The organism is Lachnoclostridium sp. An118, assembly GCF_002160985.1.
Lineage (GTDB): Bacteria > Bacillota > Clostridia > Lachnospirales > Lachnospiraceae > Claveliimonas > Claveliimonas stercoravium.
This window is the reverse complement of the sequence record NZ_NFLQ01000010.1, coordinates 24,609-47,789: the sequence shown is the minus strand read 5'-3', so window position 1 is coordinate 47,789 and position 23,181 is coordinate 24,609. Positions and strand designations below refer to the sequence as shown.

At 57.1% G+C, this 23,181-nt stretch carries 19 protein-coding genes; 10 read left to right on the top strand and 9 right to left on the bottom strand.

Annotated features, from left to right (window positions below):
- The first annotated feature begins 173 nt into the window (after positions 1–173).
- From B5E62_RS09960 to B5E62_RS09950, 3 genes are read left to right on the top strand one after another with little or no spacing between them, the layout of a single operon-like run.
- Positions 174–2,552 carry an endonuclease MutS2 gene (locus tag B5E62_RS09960; protein WP_087174421.1) on the top strand — a complete coding sequence of 793 codons (2,379 nt, stop codon included), beginning with the start codon at positions 174–176 and terminating at the stop codon, positions 2,550–2,552.
- Positions 2,553–2,593: 41 nt separating this feature from the next.
- Positions 2,594–3,295, top strand: a complete 702-nt coding sequence (locus B5E62_RS09955; RefSeq protein ID WP_087174420.1) for a response regulator transcription factor — start codon at positions 2,594–2,596, stop codon at positions 3,293–3,295.
- Positions 3,296–3,336: 41 nt separating this feature from the next.
- Positions 3,337–4,749, top strand: a complete 1,413-nt coding sequence (locus B5E62_RS09950; protein WP_087174482.1) for a sensor histidine kinase — start codon at positions 3,337–3,339, stop codon at positions 4,747–4,749.
- A gap of 179 nt (positions 4,750–4,928) precedes the next feature.
- Here the strand turns inward: B5E62_RS09950 and B5E62_RS09945 are convergent, their stop codons facing one another.
- The gene (locus B5E62_RS09945) at positions 4,929–6,134 is read right to left on the bottom strand and encodes a substrate-binding domain-containing protein (RefSeq protein WP_162610293.1); all 1,206 of its coding nucleotides are present in this window, start codon (positions 6,132–6,134) and stop codon (positions 4,929–4,931) included.
- Positions 6,135–6,361: 227 nt separating this feature from the next.
- On the opposite strand from B5E62_RS09945, the gene pflB reads away from it, so the two are divergent.
- From pflB to B5E62_RS09920, 5 genes are all read left to right on the top strand, one after another.
- Positions 6,362–8,479, top strand: a complete 2,118-nt coding sequence (gene pflB, locus B5E62_RS09940) for a formate C-acetyltransferase (RefSeq protein WP_087174418.1) — start codon at positions 6,362–6,364, stop codon at positions 8,477–8,479.
- A 28-nt stretch (positions 8,480–8,507) separates the two neighbouring features.
- Entirely contained in the window at positions 8,508–8,750 is a 243-nt protein-coding gene (grcA3, locus tag B5E62_RS09935) for an autonomous glycyl radical cofactor GrcA3 (protein ID WP_033126228.1), read from the top strand.
- Positions 8,716–9,492 carry a pyruvate formate-lyase-activating protein gene (gene pflA / locus B5E62_RS09930; protein WP_087174417.1) on the top strand — a complete coding sequence of 259 codons (777 nt, stop codon included), beginning with the start codon at positions 8,716–8,718 and terminating at the stop codon, positions 9,490–9,492. Before grcA3 ends, pflA begins: the two co-directional genes overlap by 35 nt.
- Before the next feature lie 89 nt (positions 9,493–9,581).
- Positions 9,582–9,752 (top strand): DUF362 domain-containing protein, encoded by a 171-nt coding sequence (locus B5E62_RS09925; RefSeq protein WP_081958046.1) that lies wholly within the window; start codon positions 9,582–9,584, stop codon positions 9,750–9,752.
- A gap of 175 nt (positions 9,753–9,927) precedes the next feature.
- Positions 9,928–10,287: a hypothetical protein gene (locus B5E62_RS09920; RefSeq protein WP_076780260.1), complete on the top strand. Its 360-nt coding sequence runs from the start codon at positions 9,928–9,930 to the stop codon at positions 10,285–10,287.
- Here the strand turns inward: B5E62_RS09920 and dnaB are convergent.
- The 5 genes from dnaB to B5E62_RS09895 form a co-directional block, all read right to left on the bottom strand.
- Entirely contained in the window at positions 10,270–11,610 is a 1,341-nt protein-coding gene (gene dnaB / locus B5E62_RS09915) for a replicative DNA helicase (RefSeq protein ID WP_087174481.1), read from the bottom strand. The genes B5E62_RS09920 and dnaB overlap by 18 nt on opposite strands.
- 13 nt (positions 11,611–11,623) lie before the next feature.
- On the bottom strand, positions 11,624–12,073 hold the full coding sequence (gene rplI, locus B5E62_RS09910; protein WP_087174416.1) for a 50S ribosomal protein L9: 450 nt from the start codon (positions 12,071–12,073) through the stop codon (positions 11,624–11,626).
- Positions 12,074–14,134 (bottom strand): DHH family phosphoesterase, encoded by a 2,061-nt coding sequence (locus tag B5E62_RS09905; RefSeq protein WP_087174415.1) that lies wholly within the window; start codon positions 14,132–14,134, stop codon positions 12,074–12,076.
- A gap of 160 nt (positions 14,135–14,294) precedes the next feature.
- Positions 14,295–15,311 (bottom strand): UDP-glucose 4-epimerase GalE, encoded by a 1,017-nt coding sequence (galE, locus tag B5E62_RS09900; protein WP_164488612.1) that lies wholly within the window; start codon positions 15,309–15,311, stop codon positions 14,295–14,297.
- Positions 15,312–15,434: 123 nt separating this feature from the next.
- Positions 15,435–16,361: a nucleotidyltransferase family protein gene (locus B5E62_RS09895; RefSeq protein WP_087174480.1), complete on the bottom strand. Its 927-nt coding sequence runs from the start codon at positions 16,359–16,361 to the stop codon at positions 15,435–15,437.
- Between the two features lie 182 nt (positions 16,362–16,543).
- Here B5E62_RS09895 and B5E62_RS09890 point away from each other — a divergent pair, with 182 nt between their 5' ends.
- Positions 16,544–17,464, top strand: a complete 921-nt coding sequence (locus B5E62_RS09890) for an AraC family transcriptional regulator (protein WP_242957823.1) — start codon at positions 16,544–16,546, stop codon at positions 17,462–17,464.
- 35 nt (positions 17,465–17,499) lie between these two features.
- Here B5E62_RS09890 and murD read toward each other — a convergent pair whose 3' ends face one another.
- Both murD and B5E62_RS09880 read right to left on the bottom strand, forming a co-directional pair.
- Positions 17,500–18,924 (bottom strand): UDP-N-acetylmuramoyl-L-alanine--D-glutamate ligase, encoded by a 1,425-nt coding sequence (gene murD / locus B5E62_RS09885; protein WP_087174413.1) that lies wholly within the window; start codon positions 18,922–18,924, stop codon positions 17,500–17,502.
- Between the two features lie 15 nt (positions 18,925–18,939).
- Positions 18,940–20,310 (bottom strand): hypothetical protein, encoded by a 1,371-nt coding sequence (locus B5E62_RS09880; RefSeq protein ID WP_087174412.1) that lies wholly within the window; start codon positions 20,308–20,310, stop codon positions 18,940–18,942.
- A 538-nt stretch (positions 20,311–20,848) separates the two neighbouring features.
- On the opposite strand from B5E62_RS09880, the gene B5E62_RS09875 reads away from it, so the two are divergent.
- On the top strand, positions 20,849–22,234 hold the full coding sequence (locus tag B5E62_RS09875; RefSeq protein ID WP_087174411.1) for a TrpB-like pyridoxal phosphate-dependent enzyme: 1,386 nt from the start codon (positions 20,849–20,851) through the stop codon (positions 22,232–22,234).
- 71 nt (positions 22,235–22,305) lie between these two features.
- Here the strand turns inward: B5E62_RS09875 and B5E62_RS09870 are convergent, their stop codons facing one another.
- Positions 22,306–23,181 (bottom strand): DUF4392 domain-containing protein, encoded by an 876-nt coding sequence (locus tag B5E62_RS09870; protein WP_242957821.1) that lies wholly within the window; start codon positions 23,179–23,181, stop codon positions 22,306–22,308.

Genomic DNA, 23,181 nt, shown 5'->3' with positions numbered 1-23,181 from the left:
TCTCCTTGTGCAATCCTTGTTTTAGTATACAATATCCCCCCGCAATGTTCAATAATTATCCTTTTCTTTCCCCTGTAAATGAGTTATAATATGAACACTTGGCGGGGTATCTCAGGGCCTGATGCAGCCTGATACCGCGCATCCGACAAAAAAGCTGTACAGGTGAACATATCATGGATCATAAGACATTGACAAAACTGGAATTTGACAAAGTGGTGGACCTCCTCACCGCCCAGGCAACCTGCCCGGGCGGCGTCCGGTCCTGCCGCTCCCTGAAGCCATACACAGATATCAATAAGATCGAGACCGCCCAGGAGCAGACCCAGGCCGCCTTCACGAGGATCGTGAAGAAGGGCCGCCTGTCCTTCTCCGGCTGCGACCCGGTGAGCGACTCCCTGAAACGCCTGGAGATCGGCGGGACCCTGGGAGCCGGAGAGCTCCTGCGCATCTGCAAGGTCCTGAAGGCCGCCGGCAGGGCAAAGTCCTACGGGCGCCACGAGACAGTGGACGAGGCGGCCGACTGCCTGGACGTCTACTTTGACCAGATCGAGCCTCTCACCAATCTGGCGGGCGAGATCGAGCGCTGCATCATCAGCGAGGAGGAGATCAGCGACGAGGCCAGTCCGGGGCTGAAGCACATCCGCCGCCAGATCAGTCTGGCCGGGGATAAGATACACTCCACTCTGTCCTCCCTTGTAAACGGCCCCCTGCGCAGTTACCTGCAGGACGCCCTCATCACCATGAGGGGGGACCGGTACTGCATCCCCGTGAAGGCCGAGTACAGGAGCCAGGTGCCGGGCATGATCCACGACCAGTCCTCCACCGGCTCCACCCTGTTCATCGAGCCCATGTCCATCGTGAAGCTGAACAATGACCTGAAGGAGCTCTACGGAAAAGAGCAGGAGGAGATCCAGGTCATCCTGGCGGACCTGAGCAACGAGACCGCCGGGCACGTGGACGCCATCCGGGCGGACTACAAGGCCATGACAGAGCTGGACTTCATCTTCGCAAGGGGCGCTCTGGCCCTCTCCATGAATGCCAGCCGCCCCCTCTTTAATAATGAGAGGAGGATACGGATCCGCCAGGGGCGCCATCCTCTCCTGGACCCGAAGACGGTGGTCCCCATCTCCCTCACGCTGGGGGAGGATTTCGACCTGCTCATCATCACGGGCCCCAACACGGGAGGAAAGACGGTCTCCTTAAAGACCGTGGGACTTTTCACCCTGATGGGACAGGCAGGCCTCCACATCCCGGCCCTGGACCGCTCCGAGCTGGGCGTATTTACAAACGTATTTGCGGACATCGGGGACGAGCAGAGCATCGAGCAGAGCCTCAGCACCTTCTCCTCCCACATGACGAACATCGTGTCCTTTTTAAAGCATATCACCCCGGACAGCCTGGTGCTCTTCGACGAGCTGGGGGCCGGCACGGATCCCACCGAGGGAGCCGCCCTGGCCATCGCCATCCTGGAGCACCTGCACCGGCAGGGCATCCGCACCATGGCCACCACCCACTACAGCGAGCTGAAGGTGTTTGCCCTCTCCGCAAAAGGCGTGGAAAATGCCTGCTGCGAGTTCGATGTAGCCACCCTGCGGCCCACCTACCGGCTCCTCATCGGCATTCCCGGCAAGAGCAACGCCTTTGCCATCTCCAGCAGACTGGGACTGCCGGACTACATCATCGACGAGGCCAGGAAGCAGCTCTCCGAGCAGGAGGAGTCCTTTGAGGACCTGCTGACGGACCTGGAGCAGAGCCGCCGCACCATCGACAAGGAGAAGGAGGAGATCAGCGCCTACCGCCGGGAGCTGGAGAAACTGAAGAATGAGACCGCCGCCCGCCAGGAGAAGCTGGACGCCCAGAGGGACCGCATCCTGGAGGAGGCAAACGACAAGGCCCGGGCCATCCTGGAGGAGGCCAAGGAGATAGCCGACGAGACCATGAAAAATTTCCGCAGATTCGGCAGGGAGAACATCTCCGCCGCGGAGATGGAGAAGGAAAGAGAGCGTCTCCGCAAAAAGATCGCCTCCACCGGCTCCGGCAAAAAGCTGGAGACCGCAAAGCCCAGGAAGCAGCATAAGCCCGGCGATTTCAAGCTGGGCGAGTCTGTCCGTGTGCTGAGCCTGAACCTGAACGGCACCGTCACCTCACTGCCCGACGCAAAGGGAAATGTGAACGTGCAGATGGGCATCCTCAACTCCCAGGTGAACATCTCCGACCTGGAGATCATCGAGGAGAAGCCTGTGTACTCGGCGGCGAAAAATCTGCGGCGCACCTCCCAGGGCAAGATGAAGATGGGCAAATCCATGTCCGTCAGCCCGGAGATCAACCTCCTGGGGAAGACCGTGGACGAGGCTGTGGCAGAGCTGGACAAATACCTGGATGACGCCTACCTGGCCCACATAAGCCAGGTCCGCATTGTCCACGGCAAAGGCACCGGTGCTCTGCGCAGCGGCATCCACAAATACCTGCGCAGGCAGAAGCATGTGAAGGAGTTCCATCTGGCCGCCTTCGGCGAGGGAGACGCGGGCGTCACTATCGTGGAATTCAAATAGAGGACGGCAAGCGCCGTGACCATCTGAGAGGGAGGATATATATGGTAAACAAACAGAAAATACTGATCGTAGACGACGATGAAAATATCGCGGAGCTGATTTCCCTGTATCTGACAAAGGAGTGCTTTGACACCATGATCGTGCACGACGGGGAGGAGGCGCTGAAGGCCTTTGACCTGTACCGCCCCAGCCTCATCCTCCTGGACCTGATGCTGCCCGGCATCGATGGATACCAGGTATGCCGGGAGATCCGCAGCCGCTCCCAGACCCCCATCATCATGCTCTCCGCCAAGGGGGAGGTGTTTGACAAGGTGCTCGGCCTGGAGCTGGGGGCCGACGACTACATCATGAAGCCCTTCGACTCCAAGGAGATGGTGGCCCGGGTCCGGGCCGTCCTCCGGCGCTACCAGCCGGTGCGCCAGGAGGCTCCGAAAGAGGACCGCGGGAAATGCGTGGAGTATCCCGGTATTGTCATCAATCTCACAAATTACTCGGTCCTTCTGGACGGGAAAAATGTGGACATGCCGCCAAAGGAGCTGGAGCTCCTCTATTTCCTGGCCTCCTCCCCCAATCAGGTCTTCACAAGGGAACAGCTCCTGGACCAGATATGGGGGTATGAGTATATCGGTGACACCCGGACCGTGGACGTGCACATCAAGCGCCTCCGGGAGAAGATCAAGGACCACCCCTCCTGGTCTCTCGCCACCGTGTGGGGCATCGGGTATAAATTCGAGGTAAAATAATGTTCTTCAGACGAAAAAAAGCGAAAAAAAATACGCTCCCCCTGAACAGCACACTGTACCTGAAATTTATCCTCGTCTATATCATCCTCGGGTTCCTGAGCCTTTTTACCGCCGCCACTCTGGCCTCGGGGCTGACCTACAGCGGCCTTAAGTCCTCGGAGGCGGACCGGCTCTACGCCCAGGCCACCGCCATGGCAAATGACTATCTGCCGGGCTACTTCAGCGACCTGCTCACAGGCTCTGAGGTAAAGATGCAGCTGAACGGCATCTCCGCCTACGCGGACGCCGCTGTCTGGCTGGTCGACCGGGAGGGCAATGTGCTGGTCTCCTCCCGCCCCGACAGTTACCCCTCCGCCCCGGCGCGGATACGGGATTTTGACCCGGCCGCCAGCGGAAGCGCCACCTACCAGGAGGGAAACTATCACGGCTATTTTGAGGAGAATGTACTCACGGTCAGCGCACCGGTAGTCCAGGGCTTTTCCACCAGGGGCTACCTGATCATCCACAAGGAGGTGGCCGACCTGGCGGATTTCAGGAACACCCTGATGCGCTCTGTCTACGCCACGGTGATCATCATTTATCTTTTGTCCTTTATCGTGCTGCTGGCCTTCCAGTTTCTCGTGTACCGGCCTCTGCGCAGGATCACGGAGGCTGCCACCCAGTACGCCTCCGGCAACCTGGAGTACGAGATCCCGGTGACCACCCAGGACGAGATGGGGTATCTCTCCGCCTCCCTGAACTATATGTCCGCACAGCTGCGGGACATGGAGGACTACCAGAAGAAATTCGTGGCAAATGTGTCCCACGATTTCCGCTCTCCCCTCACCTCCATCAAGGGCTATGTGGAGGCCATGGCGGACGGCACCATCCCGCCGGAGATGCAGCAGAAATACCTGAACATCATCCTCTTTGAGACGGAGCGGCTGACAGACCTGACCCAGGACCTGCTGACGCTGAATGAGTTTGACACAAAGGATATCCTTCTGGACAAGGAGGTCTTTGACATACACGAGGTCATCAAGAACACGGCGGCCACCTTCGAGGGCATCTGCACAAAAAGGAAGATTTCCATCGAGCTCATCCTGGCCGCGCGACACCTGAATGTGTACGCGGACCGGAAAAAGATACAGCAGGTCCTCTACAACCTGATCGACAACGCCATCAAATTCAGCGACTCCGACTCCAGCATCACGGTGGAGACCACGGACCGCGGAGACAAGGTCTACATCTCCGTCAAGGACTACGGCATCGGCATCCCCAGGGATTCCCTGAACAAGATATGGGAGCGCTTCTACAAGACAGACGCCTCCAGAGGCAAGGATAAAAAGGGTACCGGCCTTGGCCTGTCCATCGTGAAGGAGGCCATCCAGGCCCACGGGGAGAACATCAACGTCATCAGCACGGAGGGAGTGGGAACGGAGTTCATCTTCTCCCTGTCCAAAAAAAGCAGTTAGCTTTGTATAAAAGATACGAAAAAGGAGGGCCGCATTTCCTTGAGGCCGGCTCCGGGGTTCGAGCCTGCATGACAGTCTCTCACCCCTCCCGCCGGAATATCCTCTTCGGAAATGTGGCCCTCCTTTTTCTGTTTGTATGCAAAGCTATTCTTTTCTCCTGCACGCAGGATAGAGGATCTCTAATACAGCATGGCGGCCACTTCCGGGTCCTCCATGTTGTCCGCGGTGATCCAGGTGTAGCCGGAGTCCACCTCCGCCTCATTTCCCAGCTCCAGGATGGCCCGCGAGCAGGCCACCACCGTGGCGTAGCCCATACCGTAGGGATTCTGGGCTATGAGACCGTCCACCAGTCCCTCCTCCAGGGCCTGGGCCTCCTCCTGGGTGGCGTCAAAGCCCACGATGCTCACATCCTCCTTCTCCAGCCGCTGGGTATTCTCCACAGCCGCCATGACTGCGTCCCCGCTTGTCCCGTAGATGGCTGTGACATCCGGGTTCTTTGCAAAGATATAATCCATGGCCTCCTCGTCGGAGATATCCTCCGCTGTGAGCCGGCTCTCCTCATCCTCTATGGGTGCGGCCTCCTGCCCCTCCTTCGCGTAGGTCCCCGCGTTGATCTCATCTGCAATGGCCGTCTTCAGGTCCTCCAGCGCATCCAGGTAATAGGTGTTCCCCACCGTGATATCCGGGTGGTCCGCCGCCAGCTTCTGGGTAAAGCCATCCACCCTCTCCTGAGTGGTCAGCGACCGGGAGTCATGGGCAAATATGAGGACCTCCCCGCTCTCCCCCATGGCCTCGGCCAGATGGTCCGCCGCCTCAGCGGCCGCCGCGTCATTGTCCGTGCTGATCTTTGCCATCACATTCTGGTAGTTGCTCAGAGAGTCGTAGGTCACCACGGAGATGCCGTTCTCTGCCGCCAGGTCAAACTGCACGTCCCCTGACTGTGAATCTATGATGGAAATCCCCACAGCCTGGGGATACCGGGCCAGCTCCTCATCCAGGATATTCACCTGCTCATCCACATCACCCGCCTCGGAGGGGCCGCTGTACACCATGCGCACCCGGTCCTCCCCCTTGTAGCCAAGTGACTCATTGATATCAGAGATTGCCTTCTGGGCCCCCTCCTGCACACTGTCCCAGAAATCACCTCCGGAGGCTTTTCCTATAACAGATATGTAGGTGCCCGCCTCCAGATCAAGTCCCTCCACATTGCCGTAGGCGGAGGGATCCATGGCGTCCAGCCGCACCTTCTCCGCGTCCACCTTCTCCTCTGTCCCGTCGACGGTGGTCGTCTGCTCCTCCCCGTTTCCCGTCCCTGTCTGACTGCAGCCTGCCAGCGCAAGTGCCGCGCCGGCCAGGAGCGCTGAAGCTCTCCATAACCTTCTCATCTTTTCTACACTCCACATCATTGAAATTTTGACTACAAACACTATACACCAAAACATTGAAAAAATGTTGAAAAATTTCTTAAATTTGAAAGATGTATAATTTTTATCATATTTGTATACTGTATACAAATAAATACAATCTATCTATTGACTAAATGATAGGCGTTCTCATATAATAGTGCCACAACAGCTGTTCACTAATTCACTTCAGAGGAGGAACAACATACATGGAAAAAAATTGGATCGCTGAGAGCTGGGACGGCTTCCGCCCCGGCAGATGGAACCGCACTTCTGTAAATGTGCGGGACTTTATCCAGAACAACTACACACCCTACGAGGGGGACGATTCCTTCCTGGCAGGGCCTACCGATGCCACGAAGCAGCTCTGGGACCAGGTCATGGACCTGTCCGCAAAGGAGCGGGAGGCAGGCGGCGTCCTGGATATGGACACGAAGATCGTCTCCGGCATCACCTCACACGGCCCCGGCTACCTGGACAAGGACCTGGAGCAGATCGTGGGCTTCCAGACGGACAAGCCTTTCAAGCGCTCCCTGCAGCCCTTCGGCGGCATCCGCATGGCCCAGAACGCCTGCCATGAAAATGGCTACGAGGTGGACCCGGAGGTAGTGGAGATTTTTACCAAATACAGAAAGACCCACAACCAGGGCGTATTTGACGTGTACACCCCCGAGATGCGCCTGGCCAGAAAGTCCGCCATCATCACCGGACTGCCGGACGCCTACGGCAGAGGCCGCATCATCGGCGACTACCGCCGGGTGGCTCTCTACGGTACAGACTGGCTCATCGAGGACAAAAAGCAGCAGCTGGCCACATCCCTTGTCCGCATGACCGGCGACAACATCCGCCTGCGGGAAGAGCTGGCTGAGCAGATCCGGGCCCTGGGCGAGTTAAAAGAACTGGGAGACATCTACGGATTTGACATCAGCAAGCCGGCAAAGAACGCAAAGGAGGCCATCCAGTGGCTCTACTTCGGCTACCTGGCCGCCGTCAAGGAGCAGAACGGCGCCGCCATGAGCCTTGGCCGCACTTCCACCTTCCTGGATATCTACATCCAGAGAGATTTGGACAGGGGCCTCATCACAGAGGAGCAGGCCCAGGAGTACATTGACCACTTCATCATGAAGCTGCGGCTTGTAAAGTTTGCCCGCACACCGGAGTACAACTCTCTCTTCTCCGGTGACCCAACCTGGGTGACAGAGTCCATCGGAGGCGTGGGCATCGACGGGCGCCCGCTGGTGACAAGGACCTCCTTCCGCTACCTCCACACACTGGACAACCTGGGGACAGCGCCGGAGCCCAACCTGACTGTCCTGTGGTCCACAAGACTCCCCAGGTCCTTCAAGGAGTACTGCGCAAAGATGTCCATCAAGACTTCCTCCATCCAGTACGAGAACGACGATCTGATGCGGGCTACCCACGGCGACGATTACGCCATCGCCTGCTGCGTTTCCTCCATGCGGGTGGGCAAGGAGATGCAGTTCTTCGGCGCCCGGGCCAATCTGGCCAAATGCCTCCTCTACGCCATCAACGGCGGCATGGACGAGCGCATGAAGGTGCAGGTAGGCCCCAGATACCGCCCGGTAGACACAGAATACCTGGAGTACGATGATGTGATGCAGAAATTCGACGACATGATGGAATGGCTGGCAGGGCTCTATGTGAACACCCTGAACGTCATCCATTACATGCACGACAAATACTGCTACGAGAAGCTCCAGATGGCCCTCCACGACCGGGAAGTAAAACGGTACTTCGCCACCGGCATCGCCGGCCTCTCCGTCGTGGCCGACTCCCTGTCCGCCATCAAATACGCAAAGGTGAAGCCCGTCCGGGACGAGGACGGTCTGGTGGTGGACTACGATGTGGAGGGGGATTTCCCCAAATACGGGAACAATGACGACCGGGTAGATGAGATCGCGGTGGAGATCGTGCGGTCCTTCATGGACAAGATACGCAAGCACCACACCTACCGCCACTCCATCCCCACTATGTCCATCCTGACCATCACCTCCAACGTGGTGTACGGCAAGAAGACCGGAAACACGCCGGACGGAAGGAAGCAGGGCGAGCCTCTGGCTCCGGGGGCCAATCCCATGCACAGGCGGGATACCCACGGCGCCCTGGCGTCCCTGGCCTCTGTGGCGAAGATCCCCTTCCGCCACGCCCAGGACGGCATCTCCAACACCTTCTCCATCATCCCGGGGGCTCTGGGCAAAGATGACCGAATCTTCGCCGGCGACCTGGATGTGGACCGTCTGGAGGACGAGTGCGCCAACATGGCGTGCAGCATCCCCAATATCGAGGAGAGCATTGACAGAGAATAAAAGCAAGACACGAAAGGAGAATATCATCATGGCAGTAAATCAGCAGCAGGTAGACAACCTTGTAGCAATGTTGGACGGATATGTGGAGCAGGGAGGACACCACCTGAACGTAAACGTGTTCACCCGCGAGACCCTTCTGGACGCCCAGAAGCACCCCGAGAAATATCCCCAGCTCACAGTCCGCGTGTCCGGATACGCGGTCAACTTTAACAAACTGACAAAGGAACAGCAGGACGATGTCATCTCCCGTACCTTCCACGAGGGAATGTAAGGGCTGGATCCACTCCATCGAGAGCTGCGGCACCGTGGACGGGCCGGGCATACGGTACGTGGTCTTCTTCCAGGGCTGTCCCATGCGGTGTCAGTACTGCCACAATCCGGACACCTGGGAGTACGGGAAGGGGAGCCTCATGAGCGTCCATGAGGTGCTGGAGGGATTTTATTCCAACCTCCCCTTCTACCGGAACGGAGGCGTCACCGTGACAGGCGGGGAACCCATGATGCAGATGGATTTCCTCACGGAGCTGTTCCGGGACCTGAAGCGCAGCGGCATCCACACCTGCCTGGACACCTCCGGCATCATGTTCAACCCACACAGCGAGCGCTTTATGGCACAGCTGGGAGAACTCCTGCCCCTGACAGATCTTGTGCTCCTGGACATCAAGCACATGTCCGACGAGAGGCACCGGAGGCTGACAGGCCACACCAACCGGCAGATCCTCTCCTTTGCCAGGCATCTGGACGAGCAGGGCATCCCTGTCTGGATACGCCATGTGGTGGTGCCGGGCATCACCCTCTACCGGGAGTACCTGGAGGAGCTGGGCACCTTCATGGCCTCCCTCCACAATGTGCAGGCCCTTGACGTGCTCCCCTACCACACGCTGGGCAGGAGCAAGTACGAGAAGCTGGGCCTCCCCTATCCTCTGGAGGGGACCCGGGAGGCTGCAGGGGAGGAGGCGGCAGCCGCACGGCAGCTCATCCTGGCGGCGTACAAAAAGGCAAAATTGTGCTAAATTTAGAACATCACTAAGGCTTGTATATTTGAGGCATTTGTATTATTATATGTATAAACAACTGACAACAGTCAAAGGAGGAATATATCATGGCACATGTAATTAGTGATGAATGTGTAAGCTGCGGCGCTTGCGAAGCTGAATGTCCAGTAGGAGCTATCTCTCAGGGAGCTGACCACTACGAGATCGATCCGGACGCTTGTGTAGACTGCGGAGCATGCGCAGCTCAGTGTCCTACAGGAGCTATCTCTCAGGGCTAATCCTGACGGAAGCTTTTCGCATCCGACATATGAACATAGCAAAAGGCGGGCGGTCTGCACAAAAGTGCGGGCGGTCCGTTTTTTTGCCGTATTTTCGTACACGATACCGACCCGTTTTGACAGTCTTGTCCCTCTGTACATGCTATACTCTTTTACGTGTAAAGGGGGTATGAATATGGGAAATGCACTGAATACTTTAAGCAGCGCCACAAAAGAAGACACAAAGCTGTATAACTGCATCAAAGAACTGTACGAGCAGGGTGTTCCCTTTGACGAGCTGAAGGCTCTCATTCCCGACATGAAGCGGACAAGGGAACAGCTCCGCATCAAGCGCATGCTGGAAAACAACAACGAAGTTCTTGCGGCCATGATCACAAAAGAAATGTCCTTCCTCCTGGACGCCAAGGAGCGGCAGGAGGAAGAACAATTTAAAAAGCTGGACCAGCTCATCCGGCAGCAGCAGTCCTTTCGAAAAGAAACTGCCGGAAGCCAGGGAGCGGCCCAGCGGTTAAAACGCCTATTCCTTCCAGGTTAAGTTTGCAAACTTCGTGTAATCCGGCAGCCATGCCAGGTGAACGGTCCCTATGGGGCCGTTTCTTTGTTTTGCGATGATGATCTCCGCCTGGTTGGGGGTCTCTGTATCCTTATTGTAGTAGTCGTCCCGGTAAATGAACATGACCACGTCCGCGTCCTGCTCGATGGCACCGGACTCACGCAGGTCCGAGAGCATGGGCCTGTGATCCGGCCGCTGCTCTACCGCGCGGCTCAGCTGGGAAAGGGAGATGACAGGCACATTCAGCTCCCTGGCCACCCCTTTCAGGGACCGGGAGATATCTGAGATCTCCTGCTGTCTCGACTCGGACCGGCCGCCTACCCGCCCGCTCATGAGCTGCAGGTAGTCGATGATGATCAGGTCCAGCCCCTGCTCCAGCTTGAACTTGCGGCACTTGGACCGCAGCTCCGAGATGGAGATGCCAGGCGTGTCGTCTATGATCAGGTGGGACTTTCCGATGATGCCCGCGCTCTCGATGAGCTTCTCCCAGTCGTCATCCTTCAGATTACCTGTACGCAGGGACTGGGAGTCCACCTGGGACTCCAGGGAGAAAAGGCGGTTCACCAGCTGCTCCTTGGACATCTCAAGGCTGAAGATAGCCACTGTCTTCCCGCTCTTGAAAGCCGCGTGCTGGGCGATGTTCAGGACAAAGGCTGTCTTTCCCATGGAGGGGCGGGCCGCCACCAGGATAAAGTCCGAGGGCTGCAGACCGGACAGCTTGTAGTCCAGGTCCAGGAATCCGGTGGGGATACCGGTCACAGTCCCCTTGGTCTTGGACGCCTTCTCGATCTTCTCCAGCGCGTTCAGGACCACTTCCTTGATGGGCACATAGTCCCCTGTCCCCCGCTTCTGAGCCAGCTCGAATATGCTTTTCTCCGCTGTCTCGAGGACCGCCTCCATAGGCTCACTGCCCGCATAGCAGGCACCCGAGATCTCATCATTCACCTTGATGAGCTTCCGGAGCATGGATTTCTCAAAGACGATCTCCGCGTAGTATTTCACATTGGCGGATGTTGGCACAGCGGCTACCAGCTCGCGGACAAACTCCAGGCTGGAGATCTCCTCCGGCACATTCTTCTCCTTGAGCCGCTCCTGCAGGGTAATGAGGTCCACCGGCTTGCCTTCGTTAAAAAGCTCTGTCATGGAGTCAAAGATGACCCCGTATGAGGTCTGGTAGAAGTCACTGCCGCTGATGATCTCGGAAGCGGTCATGATGGCGTCCTTGTCCATCAGCATGGCGCCGACTACCGACTGCTCCGCCTCGATACTGTGGGGCGGCACACGCTTGATGAGGGCTTCCTCCATATCCGGCATCCTTCTATGCCTCCTCCGTAACGTTTACTGTCAGCTCTGCTGTTACCTTTGGGTGAAGTTTCACAGGAACATGGAAGGTTCCCAGGGATTTCAGCTGCTCCTTCAGCTGCACCTTCTTCTTGTCGATATCCAGGCCAAGCTGCTCCTGAGCCGCCGCTGCGATCTCCTTGGAGGACACAGAGCCAAAGGCCCTTCCGCCCTCTCCCGTCTTGATGGAGACAGTCACCTTGCTCTCCTCCAGCTTCCTGCCCAGCTCGCGGGCAGCCTCCAGCTGCTCCTGGGCGATCTTATCCTGGTTGGCCTTGTGGAGCTTCAGGTCGTTCATATTCTTATTGTTCGCCTCCACGCCCTTCTTTGTCTTGAGAAGGAAGTTTCTTGCGTATCCGTCGTTCACTTCCACGATGTCTCCCTTTTTTCCAAGGGATCTTACGTCCTGTAGTAAAATAACTTTCATCTATAAATCTCCTTTTTCTGTCATTTCGTCGATAACTCTCTTGAGGGCTGTCACAGCCTCGTCCATGTTGGTGTGGTCGAACTGGGCGCCGGATGCGTTCATGTGGCCGCCGCCGCCCAGCTTCTCCATGATCACCTGCACGTTCACCTCGTCAATGGAGCGGGCGCTCACATAGATGCGCCCATTGTAGGTGGTAAGGACAAAGGTCGCCTTGATGCCGTCGATGTCCAGCAGCTCGTTGGCCGCCTGGGCGCCGATGATGGTGGGGCTCTCTATATGAAGCTCCTCCCCCCGGGCAATGGCATATATATCCCGGTATACCTCCGCGCTGCTGATGATGCCGGCCTTGGCCTGATAGGACTTCATATCGTCCCGCAGCATCTTCCGTACAAAGGGGATATCTGCCCCGCAGCGGCGCAGGAAGGCGGCCGCCTCAAAGGTGCGCACGCCGGTCTTGTTCATAAAGTTGTTGGTGTCAATGACAATGCCCGCATACAGGCTGTTGGCCTCCACGGCCGGTATCTTCACGTCGTCCGTGATATACTGGAGCACCTCGGAAACCATCTCGCAGGACGAGGAGGCATAGGGCTCGATGTAGGACAAAAGGGCGTTGTCGATATTGTCGCTTCCCTGCCTGTGGTGGTCGAAGACCACGATAGTGCGGGTCATGTTCAGGAGCTCCGGGCACTCCGTCATACCCGGCCGGTTGGTGTCCACCACAATGACCATGGAGCTGTCACCTGTCATCTCCTTGGCTTCCCCGGATGTGACGAACATGTCATCCGGGTAGGAGGGATGCTCCTGGAATTCCTCATACAACGGCCGGATGGTAGCCGACACGTCGTTGATAACAATGTGGGCCTTCTTCTCCAGCGCGGCTGCAGCCCGGTAAATGCCGATGGCAGCGCCAAAGGAATCCATGTCTGTCATCTTGTGCCCCATGACGAGAATGGTGTCATTCACTGTGATGAACTCCCGCAGAGCCTCCGCCTTCACTCTGGCTTTCACCCTGGTATTCTTGGAGGTCTGCTCCCTCTTGCCTCCGTAGTAGGTAATGCCATTGCAGTCCTTGATGACCGCCTGGTCGCCGCCTCTTGCAAGGGCCAGGTCGATGGCCGCTCTGGCGTAGGTGTAGCTCTGCACGTAGGCGTTCTTGCTCAGACCCAGGCCGATACTTAAGGTGGCCGGGATGCTGTTCCCAATGTTGATGGCCTTCACGTCCTCAAGAAGAGAGAAGCGGTCCGCCTCCAGCTCCTTGAAGCAGGACTTCTTCATGACGATAAAATACTTGTCCGTCTCCATCTTCTTGACAATGCCGTCCAGACGCGCGATATACTGGTTGATCTTCCTGTCGATGAGAGCCACCAGAAGACTCTGGCGCACCTCCTCCACACTGTCGATCATCTCGTCGTAGTTGTCAATGTAAATAAGGCCTGCCACAAGCCGCTGCTCTTCATTCTGGCGCAGCGCCGTGTTCAGCTCTGTCACATCGGACAGGTAGACAGCGATAAAGTACTCCTTCTCCTCCGGCATGTCCAGAAGGCGCTCGGAGTCGCTGAAGCCCTCCACGGACACCTTCCGCAGCTCGGCCCGGTACTCCTTGTCGTGGTAGTAGACCTCCATCTCCACGATCTGATCCTCTTCCCTGGGGAAAATGCTCCGGTTCAGCTCGGGTATATACCGGCTCAGCACCGCCTCCCCCTTCAGCTTGCTGCCCAGGATCTCTCTGAACTGGTCGTTCATCCACATGAGCCTGCCGTCCTCCAGCAGGAGGGCATAGGGCACTGCCAGCTTTTTCAGAAGCGTGTTCTGTATGATGCCATACTGCGCCGCAAAGTCCACCAGGTCCTTCATGACAAGGGATTTGTTGTAGACATACATGATCCCCACGATCGCGATATAGATCAGGACGAAGAACAGCATCAGCACACCGGCCCGCTTATCCAGGCGGTAGATCCATATATTCATGGCGATCAGGAGGATGGTCATGAACGCCGGCCACTGCATATAGAGCTTCAGCTGTCCCTTCAGGCGCACATTTTGTTTTGCTTTCTTCTTCATATCCGTTCCCTCGAAAAAAACTAAAAAGCTGCTCACCGTATTATAGCACTTTTCTGCGGAAAAGAAAAGAGAAAAGGCAGGGGGAGCCTTCTGACGGCCCTCGTCCCTGCCTGTGTAGCTATCTGTGTCCTTTTGTTTTCCGTGCCTTTTCTTTTTCGGCTTATTCCTCGTATCCGTTGGGGTTCTGTGACTGCCATCTCCATGTGTCCTCGCACATCTCGTCCAGTCCTCTCTCGGCCTTCCAGCCAAGCACTCTGGCCGCCTTGGACGGGTCTGCGTAGCACATGGCGATATCTCCTTCCCGGCGGGGTTTGATCTCGTAGGGGATTTCCTTCCCGCATGCCCTGGAGAATGCCTTCACCATATCCAGCACAGAGTAGCCCTGTCCGGTTCCCAGGTTGATGACATCCAGTCCCGGGTTTGTGAAGATATAGTTGATGGCCTTCACATGCCCGATGGCCAGGTCCACCACATGGATGTAGTCGCGGACGCCGGTCCCGTCCGGTGTGTCGTAGTCATTTCCAAACACGCCAAGCTTCTCCAGCTTTCCGACAGCAACCTGTGAGATGTAGGGCATCAGGTTGTTGGGGATACCCTTCGGGTCCTCTCCGATGCGTCCGCTCTTGTGGGCTCCAACCGGGTTGAAGTAGCGCAGGAGGATCACGTTCCAGGACGGATCAGCCTTCTGCACATCTGACATGATCTGCTCCATCATGGATTTTGTCCAGCCGTATGGATTGGTGCACTGTCCCTTTGGGCAGGCCTCTGTGATGGGCATCTCCTCCGGGCTTCCGTACACAGTGGCGGAAGAGCTGAACACGATGTTCTTCACGCCCACTTCCCGCATAACTTTCAGAAGTGTCAGGGTTCCGGAAATATTGTTCTGGTAGTACTCGAGAGGCTTCTGCACAGACTCGCCCACTGCCTTCAGGGCCGCGCAGTGGATGACTGCATCGATCCTCTGCTCTTTGAACATGTCTGTCAGAGCCTTTTCATCCTGCACATCCCCCTCGTAGAAGCGGATCTGCTTTCCTGTCAGTTCCTCCACGCGCCGCAGGGACTCCCTGGAAGAATTGCACAGGTTGTCGTACACAACTACGTCATATCCCTCGTTCAGCAGCTCCAGAGCCGTATGGCTTCCGATGTATCCGGCTCCTCCTGTGATCAAAATCGTCATGATGGTCTCCTCCTTTTTGGATCTGTTTTCCTGTATCTACTGTAATTATAATTTGGCCGCTCTGCGATTTCTATAATAATAGTGGCTGAAACTATAAATATATTGCGGATTTTTCTTCCTGGCCTATTTCTGTTCCCACAGGTGCTGCGGGTATACGCCATCGTCTTTCAGCTTCTGGATGGCAGCCATGACTACCGGCTTGTCCTCCTTGTATGTGACGCCGTACCATTTATCCGCAGAGTGGAGCACTGCCACGGAGGCCTTGTCCTGTCCGATCAGGTCACTGACTACAGACGGAAGGAAGTACTCGCATTTCATGGGATTCGTCTTAAGCCCCTCCTCCAGGAAGGCCGGGAACCCTTTTTTGATCTCGTCCAGGATGCTCCTTGTGAATCCCCACATGTTCATGGAGACTGTCGTGTCTGCCGGCACGGATACCCATGTCTCCCCGTCGTCCTCAGAGTAGGCAATGCCGCCCTCCCTCTTCTCGATGCGGGTGCGCTCGTGGATGCCTGTCAGCTCTCCGGCCGCGTTCATGTCGCACAGTCCTCTGGCCACATGTCCGTTGTCCGTCACTGTGTTTCCAAGCTGGTATCCCACCATGGTATAGCGGTATTTCTCATCATCCTCGTGAGTGGACAGGTAATCGTAGATCACCTGGAAGGCCTCTTTTCCATAGTAGTCATCCGCGTTGATGACCGCAAAGGGGCCATCGATGAGGTCGATGGCTGAGAGGACAGCGTGGGCGGTCCCCCACGGCTTCACCCTTCCCTCCGGCACCTCAAAGCCCTCCGGGATATTGTGGAGATCCTGGTAGGCGTACTCCACCTCCATGATCTGGCTCATGCGGTTGCCCACTCTATTCTTGAAATCCTCTTCTATCTCCTTCTTGATGATGAATATCACCTTCTCAAATCCGGCTCTCTTTGCGTCGTACATGGAGAAGTCCATGATGATATGCCCCTCATTGTCCACCGGATCGATCTGCTTAAGCCCCCCGTAACGGCTTCCCATTCCTGCTGCCATAATGACTAATACTGGTTTTTTCATCTCTTTCATATCCTTTCTGAATATTTCTGATGTTCTCAACTGCTACGCTTATTGTAGTATAAATGCCGGGAAAAATCTTTATCCTATTTTATGATTGATTTGTACAATCTGCATTTTGTTTTTGCTTTTTCTGCAAAATTAGGCTATGATAAGCATAAAGAAAAAGGAAGGAGGCGCACACCGTGCCCTATATCGGAATTGACCTGAAGGACTCCATCACCGTGGGAAAGCTGTACAGCATCCACTATTTTGAATATATGAGCGACTTTAAATTTCCAGGGGAAGCCCACGACTTCTGGGAGTTCATCTGCGTGGACAAGGGGGATGTGGCTGTCACCGGCGGGGACAGGCATATGATCCTGAACCGGGGGGAGGTGGCCTTCCACCAGCCCGGCGAGTTCCACACCGTGCAGGCCACGGGCCACAGCGCCCCCAACCTGGTGGTCATATCTTTCCAGTGCGACAGCCCGGCCATGGACTTTTTCCGGGAGAAGATCCTCCAGGTGGACGAGACGGAGCGCAACCTCCTGGCAGACATTGTCATAGAAGCCCGGCACTGCTTTGACTGCCGGCTGGATGACCCCTATCTCCAGAACATGCCCCAGAAGGAGGCGGAGCAGTTCGGGGCGGAGCAGCTGATCCGCCTCTACCTGGAGCACTTCCTGATCCATCTGCTGCGCCGCTGCTCCCACCCCATCCCGCTGGTGAAATCAGCCATCCGCCCCCAGCCCCAGAAGGCCACGAAAAAGAAGAGCGACATCGAGCTGTTCAACCGGGTGGTGGATTATCTGGAGGCGCATCTGGGCCTGCATGTCACCATCGAGCAGGTGTGCCGGGAAAACCTCATCGGCCGCTCCCAGCTCCAGAAGATCTTCCGGGAACAGAGCGGACTTGGCATCATCGAGTATTTCTCTCTGATGAAGGTCAACGCGGCCAAGCAGCTGATCCGGACAAACAAGATGAATTTCACCCAGATCTCCGAGCAGCTGGGCTACACCTCCATCCACTACTTCTCCCGCCAGTTCAAGAAGGTCACAGGCATGACTCCCTCTGAGTACGCCTCCTCCATAAAAGCAATGGCAGAGGGGGATTTCAAACCGTAAGGTCTGAAATCCCCCGCCGCTGTATCCCTGTCGCGTCAGGAGGCCGTCTGCCGTCCTTCCTCACCGAAAACATACTGTCTGAAGTACTCTCCCCGCTCTTCAAAATTTTTGAATATCCCGTAGCTGGCGGCTGCCGGCGACAGCACGCAGGCTCCCCCCTCCTCTCCCAGTCTCCTGGCCAGGTCCACTGCCTCCCCCAGGTGACCGGTCAGCTCCAGCCGCCCGCTGGCAAAGAGGGTGGGATAGTTTTCCTGTATTTCTCTGTAGATCCTCTTTCCCGTGGCCTCCATGAGGATGATATGGCGCACGCTGCTGCCTGCCAGATATTCCTCCAGCTGGCTGTAGTCCACGCCCCGGTCCATGCCGCCGATGAGGATGCTGTCCACATTCTTCACGCTCTCCAGGGCCTGGATGGTGGTCTCACCGATGGTGGAGATGGAGTCGTCGTAAAACCGCAGTCCCTCCTTCACGCCCAGGTACTGGAGCCTGTGGGGAAGGGTCTGGAAGGTGCGCAGCGCCTTCAGGAATTTCTCGTCCGTCACGGAGAACTCCTTGCAGATCCCGTAGACCACGCCGATGTCAAAGTAGTTGTGCCGCCCGAACAGGGAGATGCCCTCCTCCGGGATGCGCAGGCCGCTGCCCCTGTAGCGGACCGCGTTCCCGGCCACCTCGATGTCCCCGGCGCCCCGGGCCTTCTCCCCCTCCGGCACCATGACGGCGGAGATGACCTCTCCCCGGCAGGGCACGCGGGCACTCTCCCTGCCCGCTCCTTCGATCTCCTTCCCGGGGAGCACATCCACGCTGCAGAAGAGGATGTCCCCCTCCCTCTGCCAGGCGTAGATGTTCTGCTTGGCCCGGACGTATCTCGCCATGGTCCCGTAGTGGTCCAGGTGCTCCTCGTAGAGGTTGAGAAGGACCGCGATGCGGGGTGACACCCGGATGTGCTCAAGCTGGTGGCAGGAGAGCTCCAGCACGATGACCTCCCCGGGCATGATATCCTCCGCAATGTCGAACACGGGGATACCGATGTTGCCCGCCAGCACCGTATCTTCTCCCGTCTCCTTCAGGATATGGTACAGGAGGGAGGACGTGGTGCTCTTTCCCTTTGTCCCGGTGATCCCCACGATCTGGTCCCGGAATCTCTCGATGAAGAGCTCTGTCTGGGACACGAACCGGCACCGGTAGGCATCCGGCTCCTCCGGCAGGACGATGCCCGGGGTCTTGAACACGATGTCAAAGGAGTCCAGGAGCTCCCTGTCCATGTAGTGTTCGCCGGTGTGGAGCTCCACCTGGCACCCTCCCGCCTCCTTCGACGGGTCCACCTCTCTTAGGTCCGACACGGCCAGTCTCTCCCAGCCCCCCGTCTTGCAGACCAGCCGCAGGCTGGAGCGGCCCTCTCTTCCAAATCCAAGGATCAGCACTTTCTTACCTTCTATCGTCTGACGTATCTTTTCCAGCATCCTTTGTCTCCCCCTTTATAAACACTTTTCCTTTATCAGAGCAAGACAGGACGGCGGCAGAAGATTTTCCCCGTCAAAGTAAGTAAAGAAACGCCTGTTTTCCGGGTCCTCTTTCCTGTAGAGGCCGGAATTCTTGTAGTATGCAAAAAGCTCCGGCAGAGCCTGTCCTTCTTCTTCCATTTTATCGATTGTAAGGGATACGGCCGCGTTCACCTCATCCCTGCTGCCCACGCACTCAAAGGGCTTCTCCTTCTCCATCCCGGTGAGCTTGCGGAAATCCTCCAGCATATCCGGGTCATCCAGCATGTCCCGCCCGAAGATGGCGATGACCTCCTCCCGGGAGAGGAAGGGGGACAGGATGAGGCAGACAAAGAGGCACTTGGGACAGTGGCCGCACCACTTGTCCTCCTTGCTGCCGGCGTTGCAGCTGCGGAAAATGTCGTGGAACTGGCGGCACTTCGCAAAGTACCGGGCGATCTGGAACTCGCTTAAGGGCCGCAGCATGCTGAAGTAGTAGGTGCCGCTCCCGATATGCGCCGCCTCGTAGTCATGGAATGCCTTCTCAAATCGGAAGCTCTTGGAGTACTGGTGGTTCACGGTGCTTCCCTCCACCGTGCTCTCATTGGCGCTGGACTCGTTGGACAGGGCAATGTATTTCACCCCCCGCATGTAGGCCGCTATGGTGGCGGAAAATGCCACGATGGCGGAGTAGGGCGTATGCCCGTTTAAGTATCCCTGGCGGTTCAGCTCCAGCATGTTCTTGTCCAGGGTCCGCTTTACAGTCACCAGCTGGTCCTCCCCGTAGCCGGCTCTCTCCACCGTCTTTAAGGTAGCGCCCCGGGGATTGATGATATAGCAGCAGTTCTTCTCCTTCTCCCCCTCCAGAAGGGACAGGGTCACAGCCGAGTCCTTGCCTCCGCCCACAGGGATCAGATAGCCCTCCGCCCCGGCTCCCAGGGGCATGTCCGGCTCCGCTGTCCCGGCTCCCAGGGACCTTATCTCCATAAAGTGCTGCTGGTCCTCCCGAATGCCGTTTGTGTAGTAGAATTCTCCCAGCCCGTTAAAATACAGGTCCTTCCACCACTCACACTGCTCCTCTGTCAGGCTTCCCGCCTCCACCTTGACCACAGGGGGGCAGGCTGTCTTCCAGTAGCTGATGAGCTCCACCATGCCCAGGGAGAAGACCAGCTTCTGAAATGTGCCGCTCTCCTTAAAACACCTCTCCTCCCCCTGCCTCTTGGGGAACTCCCACGTAGGCCGGAAAGAAGCAAGGCCGGGGATTTCCAGATCATAGACGATCCCCACCCTGTCCGCGCTCTCTTCTATCTCATACCCGCGGTAAATGAACTCCGGGTATCGCTTCCTCAGTTCTGTATATGAAAACATACCTGCACCTTCCTCGTCATTCTTTTCTTTGTCTATCTTATCTCATTTCAGGCCTTTTCTCAAGTCATTCCGCCAGCCTGCAGGCTGTTTTATGCTGGTCCCAAAACACTGTTTGCGCAAAATTTGATCTATTTTGTCAAAGAGATTGACAATTTATCCATCCTGTGCTAAAGTCTCTTTAAACCATTGACGAAGAGTGAGTACTTTCTGGCACCTGTCTCACAGAGAGCTGCAGGCGGTGGGATTGCGGCAGATCAGACCGGAGAGGAATGGGCTTCGGAGGGCGAGCGGAAATCAAAGTATGTGAGCCGGAGAGAGGACTCCGTTATCAAAGACGCATATGTCAGTATGCATGAGTGGATGTATATGTTACATCAAGCCGGGTGGCACCGCAGGAGCCTTTTATTTATCATGAAACAGACCACAAGCTCCTGTCCCTGCATTTTATCTGCAAGGGGCAGGGGCTTTTCTTTTGGCTTCCCCCGGGCAGAGCGTTTCCTGATATATTTCACCACCAAAAAGAAAGGAGAACAAGACAATGACAGCAGAGACAAAGATCCCCTACAAGATCTACCTGGAAGAGAGCGAGATGCCAAAGGAATGGTACAACGTGAGAGCGGATATGGTGAACAAGCCGGCTCCCCTCCTGAACCCGGGCACCTTAAAGCCCATGACGGCACAGGAGCTTGGCGCGGTGTTCTGCGACGAGCTGGTGAAGCAGGAGCTGGACAACGAGGACCGGTATATCGAAATCCCCAAAAAGATCCGGGATTTCTACAAGATGTACCGCCCCTCTCCCCTGGTGCGGGCCTACTGCCTGGAAGAGAAGCTCCAGACCCCGGCAAAGATCTACTATAAATTCGAGGGAAACAACACGAGCGGCAGCCACAAGCTGAACTCCGCCATCGCCCAGGCGTTCTACGCAAAGGACCAGGGGCTGAAGGGCGTGACTACCGAGACGGGGGCCGGACAGTGGGGCACAGCCCTCTCCATGGCCTGCTCCTACCTGGACCTGGACTGCATCGTCTTCATGGTGAAGTGCTCCTACGAGCAGAAGCCCTTCCGCCGGGAGGTCATGCGCACCTACGGGGCCAGTGTCACCCCCTCCCCCTCTGACACCACAGAAGTAGGCCGGAAAATACTGGCCGAGCATCCGGGCACAACGGGAAGCCTGGGCTGCGCCATCTCCGAGGCGGTGGAGGTGGCCACCGGCAGGGAAGGCTATCGGTACGTGCTGGGCAGCGTGCTGAACCAGGTGGTGCTCCACCAGTCCATCATCGGCCTGGAGACAAAAACTGCCATGGATAAGTACGATATCAGGCCGGACATCATCATCGGGTGCGCCGGCGGCGGCTCTAACTTAGGCGGCCTCATCTCCCCCTTCATGGGCGAGAAGCTGCGGGGCGAGGCGGACTACCAGTTCATCGCCGTAGAGCCGGCCTCCTGCCCCAGCCTCACGAGGGGCGTCTACGCCTACGACTTCTGCGACACCGGCATGGTGTGCCCTCTGGCGAAGATGTACACCCTGGGCAGCGGCTTCATCCCCTCCCCCAACCATGCGGGGGGCCTGCGCTACCACGGCATGAGCCCCGTCCTCTCCCAGCTCTACCACGACGGCTTCATGGAGGCCAGGGCTGTAGAACAGACAGCCGTGTTCGCGGCAGCGGAGCAGTTCGCCAGAGTGGAGGGCATCCTCCCCGCCCCGGAGAGCAGCCACGCCATCAAGGTTGCCATTGACGAGGCCATGAAATGTAAGGAGACCGGGGAGGAGAAGACCATCCTTTTCGGCCTCACCGGAACCGGCTACTTCGACATGGTGGCCTACGAGAAATACCACAACGGACAGATGACCGACTACATCCCCTCCGACGAGGACCTGCAGGCTGGCTTTGCCGGACTGCCGAAGGTACCGGAGGAGCTGTAGGAACAGCAATGCCCCGGAGCGCAGACCCAAAAAGCGCTCCGGGGCATTTATGAAATAAAAGAGAAAAACTTCTATACAGCGGCAAGCTTTTTCAGTCCGTCCAGTATTTCCCTCTCCACCTCCAGGGAGAAGCCGTCCACACTCAGCGTGTGCTCCTTTGTCACACCGTCCACGCTTCCCATGTCCACGATCCTTGCCAGATATTCCTTCAGCTCGGAAAATTTCGGAAGTACACGGATCCCTGTCAGCTTCTGTATGTAGGCGGCCACCGCATAGGCGCCCCAGTTGGACACAGTTGCTATGACAAGGGTGTCCACCCTCACTCTGCAGGGCACAAGCTCCAGCTCCTCGGCGATCACATCCCTGAGATTCCCCATGCCAATCTCGTTGCCTCCGTCCCCCACGCCAAAGGTGGGGATCCCCCTCTTTCTGGCTTTGATGAAGAGCCAGTCCATCTGGGCCGTATGTTCCCGAATGCTGACCCCCCGCATATTGGCATAATCATCCTCTGTGTTGCGCCCGCACCTCTCGATAGAGATCAGGGCCACAGGCTCATAGACATCCAGCACTTCCTCGTACTCGTCCTCATAGGCATCCACATCCATGTAGCAGACATCCAGATGCACAGACTCAAAGAACCCCCGGCAGAACTGGTCAGTGACAATGACCGGGCGGAACCCCTGGCTCTCCAGGGCTCTGGCAAGGACTACCGTGCCCAGAGGGCCGTCGGTCTCCGCATGGCCCGCCACATAGAACCCGGTGGTGAGGAGGATGGTCCCCCGCGGCAGCGCCAGAAGCTGCCTGGCCGCCTTCTGGCAGTAGTCCGCCTCCATGTGGCCGCGGAGCACCGTCATTCCCCGCCTGGAATGCCGGAGTACTACATCTTCAATGGTTTCCTGTCCTGCAAGTGCTGCTTCCATCCGCTTTTCTTCCTTTCTTTTTAACAT

Coding starts and splice junctions, on each gene's coding strand:
- B5E62_RS09960 (WP_087174421.1), top strand. CDS start 174: ATGGATCATAAGACATTGACAAAACTGGAATTTGACAAAGTGGTGGAC.
- B5E62_RS09955 (WP_087174420.1), top strand. CDS start 2,594: ATGGTAAACAAACAGAAAATACTGATCGTAGACGACGATGAAAATATC.
- B5E62_RS09945 (WP_162610293.1), bottom strand. CDS start 6,134: ATGAGAAGGTTATGGAGAGCTTCAGCGCTCCTGGCCGGCGCGGCACTT.
- pflB (WP_087174418.1), top strand. CDS start 6,362: ATGGAAAAAAATTGGATCGCTGAGAGCTGGGACGGCTTCCGCCCCGGC.
- grcA3 (WP_033126228.1), top strand. CDS start 8,508: ATGGCAGTAAATCAGCAGCAGGTAGACAACCTTGTAGCAATGTTGGAC.
- pflA (WP_087174417.1), top strand. CDS start 8,716: ATGTCATCTCCCGTACCTTCCACGAGGGAATGTAAGGGCTGGATCCAC.
- B5E62_RS09925 (WP_081958046.1), top strand. CDS start 9,582: ATGGCACATGTAATTAGTGATGAATGTGTAAGCTGCGGCGCTTGCGAA.
- B5E62_RS09920 (WP_076780260.1), top strand. CDS start 9,928: ATGGGAAATGCACTGAATACTTTAAGCAGCGCCACAAAAGAAGACACA.
- dnaB (WP_087174481.1), bottom strand. CDS start 11,610: ATGGAGGAAGCCCTCATCAAGCGTGTGCCGCCCCACAGTATCGAGGCG.
- rplI (WP_087174416.1), bottom strand. CDS start 12,073: ATGAAAGTTATTTTACTACAGGACGTAAGATCCCTTGGAAAAAAGGGA.
- B5E62_RS09905 (WP_087174415.1), bottom strand. CDS start 14,134: ATGAAGAAGAAAGCAAAACAAAATGTGCGCCTGAAGGGACAGCTGAAG.
- galE (WP_164488612.1), bottom strand. CDS start 15,311: ATGACGATTTTGATCACAGGAGGAGCCGGATACATCGGAAGCCATACG.
- B5E62_RS09895 (WP_087174480.1), bottom strand. CDS start 16,361: ATGAAAAAACCAGTATTAGTCATTATGGCAGCAGGAATGGGAAGCCGT.
- murD (WP_087174413.1), bottom strand. CDS start 18,924: ATGCTGGAAAAGATACGTCAGACGATAGAAGGTAAGAAAGTGCTGATC.
- B5E62_RS09880 (WP_087174412.1), bottom strand. CDS start 20,310: ATGTTTTCATATACAGAACTGAGGAAGCGATACCCGGAGTTCATTTAC.
- B5E62_RS09875 (WP_087174411.1), top strand. CDS start 20,849: ATGACAGCAGAGACAAAGATCCCCTACAAGATCTACCTGGAAGAGAGC.
- B5E62_RS09870 (WP_242957821.1), bottom strand. CDS start 23,181: ATGTTAAAAAGAAAGGAAGAAAAGCGGATGGAAGCAGCACTTGCAGGA.